Below are 13188 nucleotides of genomic sequence, written 5' to 3' on the forward strand. Positions count from 1 at the left end.
CACGACCCGCCCTGCGCACGATTTTCCGCGTGGCACACCTGATCCACGGGTCGGCGCAGGTAGCGTGGCGCCCCGTGACGGCAGCACCGACGGTCCCGCAGGCGAGCGCGCTCCCCGAGCACGTCCGCGTCGCCTTCGGCGTGAAGGACGCGACGCCCCGGCCCGTGGTCTGGGCCGGGCAGCGCGCCTGGCACTGCGGCGAGGTCCTGCTCCGCCCGGTCGCCGACAACGCGATGGCCGCGTGGTCCGCGGGCGTCCTCGAGACCCTGGACGTGGAGGCGGTCCGGCTGGCCCGCCCCGTCCGCTCGTCCGACGGCCGCTGGGTCGTCGCGGGCTGGGCCGCGTCCCGCTTCCTCGCCGGCGCCTCCGAGCCCCGACACGACGACGTCGTCTCGGCCAGCCTGCGCCTGCACGCCGCGACCGCCACCGTCCAGCGCCCCCGGCTGCTCGACAACCGCGACGACCTGCTGGCCCGCTCCGCCGCCGCGGCGTTCGGCGAGCGCCGCTTCGCCCTCGACGAGGCCTCGGGCGGCCGGCTGTTCGCCGAGCTGGCGGCCCACCGGCGGCCGATGAAGTCGCCGCCGCAGGTCGTGCACGGCGAGCTGTTCGGCGCCGTGCTGTTCGACGGCGACGGCGTCCCCGTGGTCCTCGACCTGGTCCCGTTCTGGCGGCCGCCGGAGTGGGCGGCGGCGGTCGTCGTCGTCGACGCGATCGCCTGGGGCGGGGCCGACGAGGGCCTCATGGACCGGTGGGCGCACCTCGACGAATGGCCCCAGGCGCTGCTGCGCGCCGCGCTGTACCGGCTGGCCCTGCACGCCCAGCACCCCGACGCGTCGGCCCGCAGCGTGGCCGGGCTGGAGCGGGTCGCCGGGCTCGTCAGCGCCCGCCTCTGACCCACCCTCACTTCCCTGACCAGCGCGTTGTGACCTCACACCGCAGCTGAACGCACGTGAGCGGGGCTTTGCGCCCGTGTCACACGCGGCCACTCCGGGGTAATCCCGGCTGCCTACCGTCCTGCGCATCCGAGAGACACGACCACGGATGCGACCAGGAGGGCCGGCGTGACAGCCACCGCAGAAGGACCGACCGACACCGAGACCGGGACCGTGTCCCGGGGCATCGTCGGGGGGCGGTGGATCCAGCACTGGGAGCCGGAGGACGCCGGCTTCTGGGAGCGCACGGGCAGGGCGGTCGCGAACCGGAACCTCTGGGCGTCGATCTTCGTCGAGCACGTCGGGTTCTCCGTCTGGACCCTGTGGTCGGTCTTCGTCCTGTTCATGGGCCCTGAGTACGGCGTCGACGCGGCCGGGAAGTTCTTCCTCGGCGCGACCGCCACGCTCGTCGGCGCGATCCTGCGGGTGCCCTACACCTTCGCCGTCGCCCGCTTCGGCGGCCGCAACTGGACGGTGATCAGCGGCGCGATGCTGCTGATCCCGACGATCGCCGCGGCGTTCGTGCTCCAGCCGGGCACCCCGTACTCGGTGTTCGTGCTGATGGCGGCCCTGGCCGGCTTCGGCGGCGGCAACTTCGCCTCGTCGATGACGAACATCAACGCCTTCTTCCCGGAGGGTCGTAAGGGCACCGCCCTGGGCCTCAACGCGGGCGGCGGGAACCTGGGCGTCGCGGTGATCCAGCTCATCGCGCTGCTGGTCATCGCCACCTCGGGCGCCGGCCACCCGAAGATCCTGCTCGCGGTCTACATCCCGCTGATCGTGGTCTGCTCGGTCGTCGCGGCCTTCTCGATGGACAACCTCGCGTCGGTCAGCAACGACAAGGGCGCCTTCTCGCTGGCCCTGAAGGAGCGCGACACCGGGATCATGTCGGTGCTCTACATCGGCACCTTCGGGTCCTTCATCGGGTACAGCTTCGCCTTCGGCCTGGTCCTGCAGACCCAGTTCGGCCGCACCCCGCTGCAGGCCGCGACCGTCACCTTCATCGGCCCGCTGCTCGGCTCGTTCATCCGGCCCATCGGCGGCTGGATGGCCGACAAGCTGGGTGGCGCCAAGGTCAGCGCGGTCAACTTCGGGCTGATGGCGGTGTCGGCACTGGTCTGCATCCTGGCGTCGGGCACCGGCTCGCTGGCCCTGTTCACGCTCGGGTTCATCCTGCTGTTCGTCTTCTCCGGCATCGGCAACGGCTCGACCTACAAGATGATCCCGGCGATCTTCCGCCGGCAGGCGCTGGAGCGGATCGGTGAGGGTGCGGACCGTGCCGCGGCGATGCTGCACGCCCGCCGCGTCTCCGGTGCCGCGATCGGCCTGATCTCGGCGGTCGGCGCGCTCGGCGGCCTGCTGATCAACCTCGCGTTCCGGCAGTCCTTCGCGGCGACGAAGTCCGGTGTCCCGGCGTTCTGGGCCTTCCTGGCCTTCTACGTCGTCTGCGCCGGCATCACCTGGGCCGTCTACCAGCGGCAGACGTCCTCGGTCCGCACCGGCGACGGCCAGCTCGCCCTCGCCCGCGTCTGACCGCACCCCGATCCACCCGGACGAGCAGCACGAACGCCGCACCCGATGCGGCACAGGAGGTACGACGTGACGGACACACGGCATCTCGTCGTGGTCGGCAACGGGATGGTCGGGCACCGGCTCGTCTCGGCGCTGCGCGACCGCGACGGGCGCGGCGACTGGCGGATCACCGTCCTCGGCGAGGAGACCCGGCAGGCGTACGACCGGGTCGCCCTGTCGTCGTACGTCGACGGGAAGAGCGAGGAGGAGCTGCGGCTCGCCGAGCTCGCCGACCCGCTGGTGGACCTGCGGCTCGGCGACCCGGCCGTCACGGTCGACCGGGAGCGCCGCACCGTCCGCACCGCCTCCGGCGCCGAGCTCACCTACGACGCCCTGGTCCTCGCCACCGGGTCCGTGCCGTTCGTGCCGCCGGTCCCCGGCCGCGACCTGCCGAACTGCTTCGTCTACCGCACGCTCGACGACCTCGACGCGATCAAGGCGGCCGCCGCGGCCGCCGTCGCCCGGCCCGGCCCCGGGCGGCGCTCCGCGGTCGTCGTCGGCGGCGGCCTGCTCGGGCTGGAGGCGGCCCGGGCCATGCGCCTGCTCGGGCTCTCCCCGCAGGTCGTCGAGATCGCGCCGCGGCTCATGCCGGTGCAGGTCGACGACGGCGGCGGCGCCCTCCTGAAGGACCTCGTGACCAGCCAGGACATCGCCGTGCGGACCGGGGTCGCCGTGAGCGGCATCCGCGAGGAGAAGGACCGGCTGGTCGCCACGCTGTCCGACGAGGTCGAGCTCGACGCCGACGTCGTCGTCTTCTCGGCGGGCATCCGGGCGGCGGACTCGCTGGCCCGCGAGTCCGGGCTGCGCCTCGGCGAGCGCGGCGGCGTCTGGGTGGACGCGACCTGCCGCACCGACGACGAGAACGTCTGGGCCATCGGCGAGGTCGCGGCCCTCGAGGGCCGCACCTACGGCCTGGTCGCGCCGGGGTACGCGATGGCCGAGGTCGTCGCGGACCGGCTGCTCGGCGGCCAGGCCCGGATGACCCCCGAAGAGCTCGACATGTCCACCAAGCTCAAGCTGCTGGGCGTCGAGGTGGCGAGCTTCGGCGACGCGCACGCGGCCACCGAGGGCGCGCTCGAGGTCGTCGTCAACGACCCGGTGGCGGGGACCTACTCGAAGCTCGTGGTGTCCGACGACGCCCAGACCCTCCTCGGCGGGGTGCTGGTCGGCGACGCGTCGAAGTACTCCACGCTCCGCCCCATGGTCGGCATGAAGCTCCCGGCCGACCCGGTCGCGATGATCGCGCCCGGCGGCGTCGAGCTGGGCGCGGACGCGCTGCCGGACTCCGCGCAGATCTGCTCCTGCAACGCCGTGACCAAGGGGGCGCTCAAGGAGGCCATCGGGGGCGGTGCGTGCACGGTCCCGGACCTCAAGGCCTGCACCAAGGCCGGCACGAGCTGCGGCTCCTGCGTCCCGCTGCTCAAGAAGCTGCTGGTCGACGAGGGTGTCGAGGTGTCGAAGGCGCTCTGCGAGCACTTCGGCTTCTCGCGCGCCGAGCTGTTCCAGATCATCGCGAGCACGGGGCTGCGGACGTTCACCGAGGTCGTCGAGAAGCACGGCCGCGGCCGCGGCTGCGACCTCTGCAAGCCCGCCGTCGCCTCGATCCTCGCCTCGCTCGGCAACGGCCACATCCACGAGGGCGAGCAGGCCGCCCTGCAGGACACCAACGACCACTTCCTCGCGAACATGCAGCGCAACGGCACCTACTCGGTCGTGCCGCGCATCGCGGGCGGCGAGATCACGCCCGAGGGCCTGATCGTGATCGGCGAGGTGGCGCGGGACTTCGGGCTCTACACGAAGATCACCGGCGGCCAGCGGATCGACATGTTCGGCGCGCGCGTCGAGCAGCTGCCCGCGATCTGGAGGCGCCTGGTCGACGCCGGGTTCGAGTCCGGGCACGCGTACGGCAAGTCGCTGCGCACGGTGAAGTCCTGCGTCGGGTCGAGCTGGTGCCGCTACGGCGTGCAGGACTCGGTCGGCATGGCCGTGCTGCTGGAGCTGCGCTACCGCGGGCTGCGCAGCCCGCACAAGCTCAAGTCCGGCGTGTCGGGCTGCGCGCGCGAGTGCGCCGAGGCCCGGTCCAAGGACTTCGGCGTGATCGCCACGGAGAAGGGCTGGAACCTCTACGTCGGCGGCAACGGCGGCGCGACCCCCCGGCACGCGCAGCTCATCGTGCAGGACGTGGACCAGGAGACCCTGATCCGCACCATCGACCGCTTCCTCATGTTCTACATCCGCACCGCGGACCGGCTGCAGCGCACGGCGCCGTGGCTCGAAGAGCTCGAGGGCGGCCTCGACCACCTGCGCGAGGTGATCGTCGACGACAAGCTGGGCATCTGCGCCGAGCTCGACGCGGCGATGGCCCTCCACGTCGAGAACTACGCCGACGAGTGGCGCGGGGTCCTCGAGGACCCGAAGAAGCTGGAGCGCTACGTCTCCTTCGTCAACGAGCCGGGGACGCCCGACCCGACCATCTCGTTCGTGACCGAGCGGGGCCAGCCCGTCCCGACGCCGCGCGCGGGTGACCCCGAGCCCGTCCTCATCGGGGTGCCCGCGTTCGGCCGCCAGGAGGTTCAGTGATGACCACGACCGACGAGCGTCCGGCCACGGACACCACGCCGACGGCCCGGCGCTGGGAGACGGCCTGCCCGCTGGAGCGGCTGCAGCCCGAGCGCGGCGTCGCCGCCCTCTTCGGCGAGGAGCAGGTCGCGATCTTCCGCACCCACGGCGGCGAGCTGTACGCCCTGGGCAACGTCGACCCGAGGTCCGGGGCGGCGGTGCTGTCCCGCGGCATCGTCGGCGACCGGGGCGGCGAGCCGACCGTCGCCTCGCCCGTCTACAAGGAGTCGTTCAGCCTGGTCGACGGCCGGTGCCTCGACGCCCGCGGGGTCTCCGTGCCGGTCTACCCGGTCCGGCTGCACGACGGTCTCGTGCAGATCGGGTTACGGTGACCACTCCGGCGTTCAGCATCGACCCCGACGTAGCGGAGAATGCCCCGATGAGCGCCCCCACCACCACCGAGGCGCAGGTCCCTCCGCTGGCGGGCTTCACCGTCGGTGTCACGGCGGCCCGCCGGGCCGAGGAGCTGGGCACGATGCTCGAGCGCCGGGGGGCGTGCGTGCAGCACGGCCCGGCGCTGCGCATCGTCCCGCTGGCCGACGACGCCGAGCTCGAGGCCCGCACGCGCGACCTGATCGCGCGGCCGCCGGACGTCACCGTCGCCACCACCGGCATCGGCTTCCGCGGCTGGATCGAGGCCGCCGACGGCTGGGGGATGGGTGAGGACCTGCTGGCCGCCCTGGCCCGCGGCGAGCTGCTCGCCCGCGGCCCGAAGGCGCGCGGGCAGATCCGCGCGTCCGGGCTGACGGAGGTGTGGTCGCCGCCGTCGGAGTCGTCCGCCGAGGTGCTCGACCACCTGCTCGAGGAGGGGGTCGACGGCCGGCGCATCGCGGTCCAGCTGCACGGCGAACCCCTGCCCGACGTCGTCGAGGCCCTGGAGATGGCCGGCGCCGAGGTCGTCGAGGTACCGGTCTACCGGTGGGTGCCGCCCGCCGACCTCGCCCCGATGGATCGGCTGACCGATCTCGTGCTGGCCGGGGGCGTCGACATGCTGACGTTCACCAGCGCGCCCGCGGCCGCGAGCCTGCTGGCCCGGGCGGCCGAGCGCAGGCTGCGGGACGAGCTGATCGCGGCGCTGCGCGGTCCGGTGCTGGTCGTGTGCGTCGGGCCGGTCACGGCCGCCCCGCTGGAGGCCGTCGACGTCCCGACGCTGCAGCCGCAGCGCTCGCGCCTCGGCGCGATGGTCCGTGCGCTAGAGGCCGAGGCCCCGGCCCGAGCCCGGCGGCTGCCCGTGGCCGGGCACCGGCTGGAGCTGCGCGGGCACGCCGCCCTGGTCGACGGCGAGCTGAAGGCGGTGCCGCCCACCGGGATGGCCCTGCTCCGGGTGCTCGCCCGGCGTCCGGGTCGGGTGGTCTCACGCGCCGAGCTGCTGCGCGCGCTGCCCGGCGGGGGCGACGACGAGCACGCGGTCGAGACGGCGATGGCCCGGCTCCGGTCGGCGCTGGGGGTGCCGAAGCTGATCCAGACCGTGGTGAAGCGGGGGTACCGGCTCGCGCTCGACCCCAACGCCGGCCCCTCGCCCGTCGGCGGGCACTGCGTCTCCGGGGACGAGCGGTGAGGGCCGTTCCGCCGGGCGACCTGTCCGTCGCGGTGCAGGCGTCGTCGCCGTCGGAGGAGTGGGCCGGGGCGCGGTCGCCGCTGGTCCTCGTCGCGCACGGGAGTCGATCCGACGCCGCCGACGCCGTCGTCCAGGAGATCGCGGCCGGCGCGCGCGCCGCGCTGTCCGGCGTCGAGGTACGGGTCGGGTACGTCGACGTCCGGCACCCGGCCGTCGCCGACGCGCTCCGGGGGCTCGACGGCGCCGTGGTCCTGCCCGCCTTCCTGGCCTCGGGCTACCACGTGCGCACCGACCTCCCCGCCCAGCTCGCCGAGGCCGGCGCGGACCCGGACCGCTTCGTGGTCACCCCCGCGCTCGGCCCCGACCCGCTGCTCGTCCGCGCCGCGCTGGCCCGGCTGGCCGACGCCGGGCACCGGGTCGGCGACACGGTCGTCCTGGCGGCGGCCGGGTCCTCCGATGCCGCGGCGATCGCCGAGGTCCGTGCCGCGGGCAAGATGCTCGCCGACGCCCTGGGCCGGGGCGTGCGGGTCGGGTTCGCCGCCACCGCCGCCCCCCGGATCGACGCGCTGGTCGACGGCCTGCGCCGGGCCGGGTCCGAGCGGATCTCCGTGGTGTCCTGGCTGCTCGCGCCGGGGGTCTTCCACACCCGCATCCGGGACTCCGGTGCGGACGTGGTGGGCGACCCGCTGGGCGCGCACCCCGACGTGGTCAACGCCGTGGTGGCGCGGTACCACGCGGGCGTCGGGACCGGGACGGTCGCGGCCTGACAGCCCCTGTGAGTGGCGATAGTCGCTATGGCGACTATCCCCACTCACGACCAAGGGGGTGGGGCGGATCGTCAGGGGCGCCGCAGATGATCGCCGGGTGCGTGCACCCACGGCTTGCTGAGGGACCGTGGTTGCACGCAGCTGGTGATCATGGTTGGGTTCGTCGAGGAGCCGCACCCCGTTCATGATCGCTGGCTGCGTGCGTCGAGGGCTGGCCTGAATGCCCTGTGCGCACTCGAATCGCGATCATCAGGGAGCGCGTCGCGAGTGATCGCGGAGTACGTGCTTCGACGGCTCGCCGGGATACCGCCACTGCACCCGACTGCTGATCACGGTGTCAGCCGAACGAGAAGCCGCGTCACGTCCATCATCATCAAGCGGGTGCACCGAGGGCTGGCGAAAGGACCGTCCGCGCAGTCGAACTGCGATCATCACGGGACGCGCCGCCTGTGATCGCTGAGGGCGTGCACCCGGGGCTCGCCAAGAGGCCGTCGCTGCACCCGACTGCTGATCATGGTCGAGGTCGCTGAGAAGCAGTGTCTTGTTCATGATCGCCGGATGAGTGCGTCGAGGGCTGGTGTGAATGCCCTGTAGGCACTGGAACAGCGATCATTAGGACGCGCCGGCCCGTGATCGTCGGGAGCGTGCATGCACGGCCTTTGGGAACCGTTGCCGCAGCCCACCGCTGATCATGGTCGGGCCTCGTCGAGAAGGCTCTGCGCCGCCATCGCCGAGCGCTCGTCGCGGGCTGGTCTGATGGCCCTTCGTGCAGTCGCGTTTCGATCTTGAGTGAGCGCGCCGCATGTGATCGCGGACTGGGTGCAGTGTCGGCTCGCTGGGGTGCCGTCGGCGCACCCGACTGCTGATCATCAGCGAGTTTGTTCAGGAGCCGCGTCTCTGACTGCACGGGAACGCTGATCAGCGGCGGTCGCGGGGGAGGCGGCCGTCGACGAGGAGCACGCCCTCGGCCCGCAGTCGCGCGGACTGCTCCTGCGCGATGTGCGGGGCGCAGGTGCCGTCGGCGCGCAGGACGCGGTGCCAGGGCAGGTCGTGCCCGTCCTCCGCCAGGATCCGGCCCACCAGCCGGGCGCGACCGGGGAGGCCGGCGTCGGCGGCGACCTGGCCGTACGTGCTGGTCGCGCCCGGCGGGATCGCGGTGACGACGGCCCGCACCCGCTCAAGCGTCTCCTCGTCCATCAGCCCTCCAGGAAGCGCCGCAGATGCCCCGCGACCTCGGCACTCCGCTCGAGGTACAGCATGTGCCCGGTGTCCAACGGAATGACCGTGAGCTGCTCGCCCAGCTCGGTGCGGCAGGCCTCGAGCCACTTCTCCGAGACGAAGTCCGCCCCGGTCGCGGGCATGATCAGCGTCGGATGGCCCGCCGGCGGCACCACGGCCTCGCGCGCCATCTCGCCCCACGCCGCGACCAGCGCCGCGCGCGAGTAGCGCCACCGCCAGGTCCCGTCCCGCTCCTCGAGGTGGGCTTCGACCTCGGCGTCGACCAGCGCCGCCGGCACCCCGGCCCAGCTCTCCGCCTTGGCCGCGCGCGCCGCCTCCCGGTCGGGGTAGGACTCGTCGCCCCGGGACTCCTCCGCCGTCTCGAGCATGTCCTGCGGGTCCAGGCCGATCGCCGGGTCGAGCAGCACCAGCTTCGTGACGCGTTCGGGCGCGTACGGGCGAGGTGCGTGGCGACCGCACCACCGAACGAGTGCCCGACGACGGCCGCGCGCTCGACCCCGTGGGCGTCGAGCACCCCGAGCGCATCGGCGACGTGCTGCTCCAGGTTCCACGGCGGGGCCCACGGCGACCGCCCGTGCCCACGCAGGTCGACGCCGAGCCAGCGCAGCGCCGGCAGCGCCTCTGTCACCGGGCGGAAGCGCAGCCCGTGCCCGGTGACGCCGTGCAGGGCGAGCACCGGCGCGCCGGCGGGGTCGCCGGCGAGGTGGACGTGGAGGGGGGAGTCGGGCATGCGGTGATCGTGCCACCCCACCCCGACAGGATCGGCCGTGATCCGCGCCTCCCGCCGCGAGCGCCTCAGGAGTGCTGCCCGCGACCCGACCCCGCTCGAAACTGTCGGTGGGGCGTGGTCGAATCTCGGACGTGACGCCCGATCCCGCCCGCCGCGCCGCGGTCGACGGTCTGCCCGTCGGTGGCGGTCGTGCGAGCGCGGCCGAGGGGCCGCTGCTGGTGCGCCCGCCCCGGCCGGCGGCGCCGGAGCCGGAGTGGGAGGCGGCGGCGCGGCGTGTCGTCGAGCACAGGGCGGGGCCGCTGCGGGTGATCGGCGGGCCGGGCACGGGAAAGACCACCGCGCTGCTGGAGAGCGTGGCGCGGCGGGTGCGGGCTGGCGTCGACCCGGGCCGCATCCTGTTCCTCGTCGGCAGCCGGCGCGCGGCCGCGGACCTGCGCGAACGCCTGGTCCGCAGGATCCACCCCGACGACCCGGCGTCCACCGCGATCCAGGCCCGCACCTCGCGCGAGATGCTCGTGCGCACTGTGCACTCGTACGCGTTCGGGATCATGCGGCTGCACGCCGCGCGCGCCGGCGACCCGCCGCCCCGGCTGCTCGCGGGCGCGGAGCAGGACGCGGTGGTCCGCGACCTCCTGGCCGGCGAGATCGCGAACTGGAACGGCAGCGTTCCCGGTTCGGGCTGGCCCGAGCGGCTGCGGCCCGCGCTCGGCATCCCCGCGTTCGCCGCCGAGCTGCGCGAGCTCCTGCTGCGTGCGGAGGAGCGCGGGCTCGGGCCCGAGGAGCTCCTGGGGCTCGGGGAGCGCCACGGGGTGCCGGAGTGGGAGGCCGCCGGCCGCTTCTTCCGCACGTACGAGCAGGTCATCCTGCTGCGCGGCGCCGCGGGCGGGGCGGCGCCGCAGGCCACCGCACCCGCCCTCGACTCCGCGGAGCTGGTCGCCGCGGCGCTCGACGCGCTGGCCTTCGACCCCGAGCTGCTCCACACCGAACGCGAACGCGTCCGGCACCTCCTGGTCGACGACGCGCAGGACCTCGACCCCCAGCAGCTCGAGCTGGTCCGGGTGCTGGCCCGCACCGCGACCAGCACGTTGATCGCCGGCGACCCGGACCAGGCCGTCCTCGGGTTCCGCGGCGCCGACCCGGACGGGCTGCGCGCGGTCGACGCACCCACCGCGGTGCTCACCGTCGACCACCGGCAGCGGGACGCGGTGCGCGCCGCGGGCGCCCGACTGGCGTCGCGGCTGTCCGGCTCGGGGGAGGGCCGGCTGCGGGTCGCCCCCGCATCGATGTCGCACGAGGTCCCGGATCCCGGTTCCGTGCTGGTCCGCACGTTCTCGTCGGCGGCCACGGAGGCGGCCTGGATCGCCGACCGGTTGCGGCGCGCCCACCTCGTCGAGGGCGTGCCGTGGTCGGAGATGGCGGTGCTGTCGCGGTCGGCGCGGCGGACCCTCCCGGCCCTGCGGCGCGCGCTCGTCGCGGCGGGGGTCCCGATCGCGGCGCCGCCCGAGGAGCTGCCGCTCGCGCGGCAGCCCGCGGTGCTGCCGTTCCTGCTGATCCTGCGGGCCGCCACCCGGCCCGAGGAGATCGACGCCGACGCCGCCACCGCGCTGCTCACCTCGGCGCTCGGCTCCGGCGACCCCATGCGGATGCGCCGGCTGCGCCGCGGCCTCCTGCGCCTGCACGCCGCGGGGGAGGAGGGTCGGCGCCGCCGTGCCGCCGACCCCGCCGCCCCTGCCGATCCCGCCCTGCCCGCCGGTCCCGCCCCGTATGCCGATCCCGCTCCGCTCGCCGATCCCGCCCTGCGCGCCGGTTCCGCCCCGTCCGCCGACCTCGGGTCGTTCGTCGGCCCCACCCTTGTCCCGGGCTCCCAGCCCGCGCCGTCCCCCGACCCCCACGACCTCTCCGCGGAGGACGTCGAGCGCGTCGGCAGTGACCCGCTGCTGGTCGAGGCCCTGCGCACCGCCGCGGCCGGCCGTCCCGACCCCCTGACCGCGCTCCCACCCGGCGACAGCGCGCCGCTGCGCGCGGTGTCGACCCTGCTCGCCGCAGCCGCCGAGGCTGCCGGCGAGGGCCGCGCGGTCGAGGAGGTCCTCTGGCGGGTCTGGCAGCGCAGCGGGCTCGCGCGCCGCTGGGCCGCCGCCAGCGCCCGCGGTGGTCCCGTGGGCGCGGCCGCGGACCGGGACCTCGACGCCGTCCTCGCGCTGTTCGACGCCGCGGCGCGCTACACCGACCGGCTTCCGGGTGCGGACGTCGCCGGCTTCGCGGAGTACCTCGGCGACCAGCACCTCCCCGGCGACACCCAGACCACCGGGGCCCCGCGGGAGGACGCCGTCGCGCTGCTCACCGCGCACGCCGCCCGCGGCCGCGAGTGGGAGGTCGTCGCGGTCCCGGGTGTGCAGGAGGGAAGCTGGCCGGACCTGCGGCTGCGCGGCAGTCTGCTGGGCAACGAGCGGTTGGTCGACGTCGTCGCGGGGGTCGCCGAACCGACCGGCGCCGAGGCGGTCGTGTCCCGGGTCGCCCCGCTGCTCGCCGAGGAGCGGCGACTGTTCTACGTCGCCTGCACCCGCGCCCGGCGCACGTTGCTGGTCAGCGCGGTGCACGCGGAGGACGAGCAGCCCTCCCGGTTCCTCGACGAGCTCGACCCGCTCCCGGCCGACGCCACCGAGGGCCGGCCCACCTTCCGGCCCGGCCGCGCGCTCGTCCTGGCCGAGCTGGTCGGCGAGCTGCGCCGCGCCGTCACCGAGCCGGACCACGGCGACCCCGCCCGCGCGGCCCGGCGCCGGCGCGCGGCGGCCCAGCTGGCCCGGCTCGCCGCGGAGAAGGTGCCCGGCGCCCACCCGGACGACTGGTACGGCCTGCCCGAGCCGTCGGCCGCGGCGCCGCTGCGCCCCGAGGGCGAGATCGTGCCCGTGTCGCCGTCGGACATCGAGCGGATCCTGTCCTGCCCGTTGCGCTGGGTGCTGGAGCGGCACGGCGGCAACGAGACCGGCGCGCTGTCGGCCGTCACCGGCTCGCTCGTCCACGCCCTGGTGCAGGCGCAGGCTGCGGGCGCCGAGCCCGCGGAGCTCGACGCCGCGCTGCGCACCGCCTGGGCCCGGCTCGACGCGGGCGCGCCCTGGTTCGGCCGCCGCGAGCTGGCGCGGGTCCGCGGCATGCTCGCCGGCTACGCGCAGTGGCTGCGGGAGAGCCGCGAGCAGGGCCTGCGGCTGGTCGCGGTCGAGCACCCCGTCCAGCTCGACATCGAGGGCGACGACCCGGACGAGGTCGAGGTCGGCACGCCCCGTCCCACCGTGCGGCTGCGTGGCCGGGTCGACCGCCTGGAGGTCGACGCGGAGGGCCGCCCGGTCGTCGTCGACGTCAAGACGGGGCGGACCGCCGTCAGCGCCGCGTCGGCCGCCGAGCACCCGCAGCTCGCGGTCTACCAGCTCGCCGCGACCCTGGGCGCCTTCTCGGACCTGGTCGGCGAGGGCGCCCAACCGGGTGGGGCGCGGCTGGTGTTCGTGGCCGACCGGAAGGCCACGGGCTCGCCGAAGGAGCCCGTCCAGCCCCCGCTCGACGCCGACGCGGCCGGACAGTGGCGGGACGTCGTCCGGGAGGCGGCGCGGCAGACCTCCGGCCCGGCGTACGTCGCGCTCGTCGGACCGGACTGCGACCGTTGCCCCGTTCGGGGGAGTTGCCCCGCGGTCGAGTCCGGTCGGTCGGTGGTCGAGGAGTGAGCCGGGCGGGCTGCCCGCCCACCCGCTCCCACCTGCGGCGACCGTGCACCGCGCCCCC

The 13188-nt window shown here is 75.0% G+C and carries 10 protein-coding genes; 7 read left to right on the plus strand and 3 right to left on the minus strand.

The window, feature by feature from the left end; all coding sequences use genetic code 11:
- Positions 1 to 74 precede the first annotated feature (74 nt).
- From PKE99_RS19865 to PKE99_RS19890, 6 genes are all read left to right on the plus strand, one after another.
- Positions 75 to 893, plus strand: a complete 819-nt coding sequence (locus PKE99_RS19865) for a TIGR02569 family protein (RefSeq protein WP_051737102.1) — start codon at positions 75 to 77, stop codon at positions 891 to 893.
- 213 nt (positions 894 to 1106) lie between these two features.
- Positions 1107 to 2465 (plus strand): MFS transporter, encoded by a 1359-nt coding sequence (locus PKE99_RS19870; protein WP_037043121.1) that lies wholly within the window; start codon positions 1107 to 1109, stop codon positions 2463 to 2465.
- A 66-nt stretch (positions 2466 to 2531) separates the two neighbouring features.
- Entirely contained in the window at positions 2532 to 5084 is a 2553-nt protein-coding gene (gene nirB / locus PKE99_RS19875) for a nitrite reductase large subunit NirB (protein WP_269322947.1), read from the plus strand.
- A complete protein-coding gene (nirD, locus tag PKE99_RS19880) occupies positions 5084 to 5455 on the plus strand; it encodes a nitrite reductase small subunit NirD (RefSeq protein ID WP_051737047.1) in 372 nt (123 codons plus the stop codon). Before nirB ends, nirD begins: the two co-directional genes overlap by 1 nt.
- A 47-nt stretch (positions 5456 to 5502) precedes the next feature.
- Complete coding sequence (locus PKE99_RS19885) at positions 5503 to 6681, plus strand: uroporphyrinogen-III synthase (protein WP_037043116.1); 1179 nt, start codon at positions 5503 to 5505, stop codon at positions 6679 to 6681.
- A complete protein-coding gene (locus PKE99_RS19890) occupies positions 6678 to 7448 on the plus strand; it encodes a sirohydrochlorin chelatase (protein ID WP_231498115.1) in 771 nt (256 codons plus the stop codon). Before PKE99_RS19885 ends, PKE99_RS19890 begins: the two co-directional genes overlap by 4 nt.
- A gap of 918 nt (positions 7449 to 8366) precedes the next feature.
- On the opposite strand, the gene PKE99_RS19895 is transcribed toward PKE99_RS19890, so the two are convergent.
- The 3 genes from PKE99_RS19895 to PKE99_RS39040 are packed head-to-tail and all read right to left on the minus strand — an operon-like array spanning position 8367 to position 9417.
- The gene (locus PKE99_RS19895) at positions 8367 to 8645 is read right to left on the minus strand and encodes an MGMT family protein (protein ID WP_037042814.1); all 279 of its coding nucleotides are present in this window, start codon (positions 8643 to 8645) and stop codon (positions 8367 to 8369) included.
- Positions 8645 to 8809 carry a hypothetical protein gene (locus PKE99_RS39035; protein WP_369075875.1) on the minus strand — a complete coding sequence of 55 codons (165 nt, stop codon included), beginning with the start codon at positions 8807 to 8809 and terminating at the stop codon, positions 8645 to 8647. The genes PKE99_RS19895 and PKE99_RS39035 overlap by 1 nt, the downstream gene beginning before the upstream one ends.
- 2 nt (positions 8810 to 8811) lie before the next feature.
- A complete protein-coding gene (locus tag PKE99_RS39040) occupies positions 8812 to 9417 on the minus strand; it encodes an alpha/beta fold hydrolase (RefSeq protein WP_369075876.1) in 606 nt (201 codons plus the stop codon).
- Between the two features lie 131 nt (positions 9418 to 9548).
- Between PKE99_RS39040 and PKE99_RS19910 the strand changes: the two genes are divergently transcribed.
- Complete coding sequence (locus tag PKE99_RS19910; protein WP_231498114.1) at positions 9549 to 13130, plus strand: ATP-dependent helicase; 3582 nt, start codon at positions 9549 to 9551, stop codon at positions 13128 to 13130.
- The last annotated feature ends 58 nt before the right edge of the window (positions 13131 to 13188 follow it).

Origin of the sequence: Pseudonocardia halophobica (assembly GCF_027922425.1) — a bacterium.
Classification (GTDB): domain Bacteria; phylum Actinomycetota; class Actinomycetes; order Mycobacteriales; family Pseudonocardiaceae; genus Pseudonocardia; species Pseudonocardia halophobica.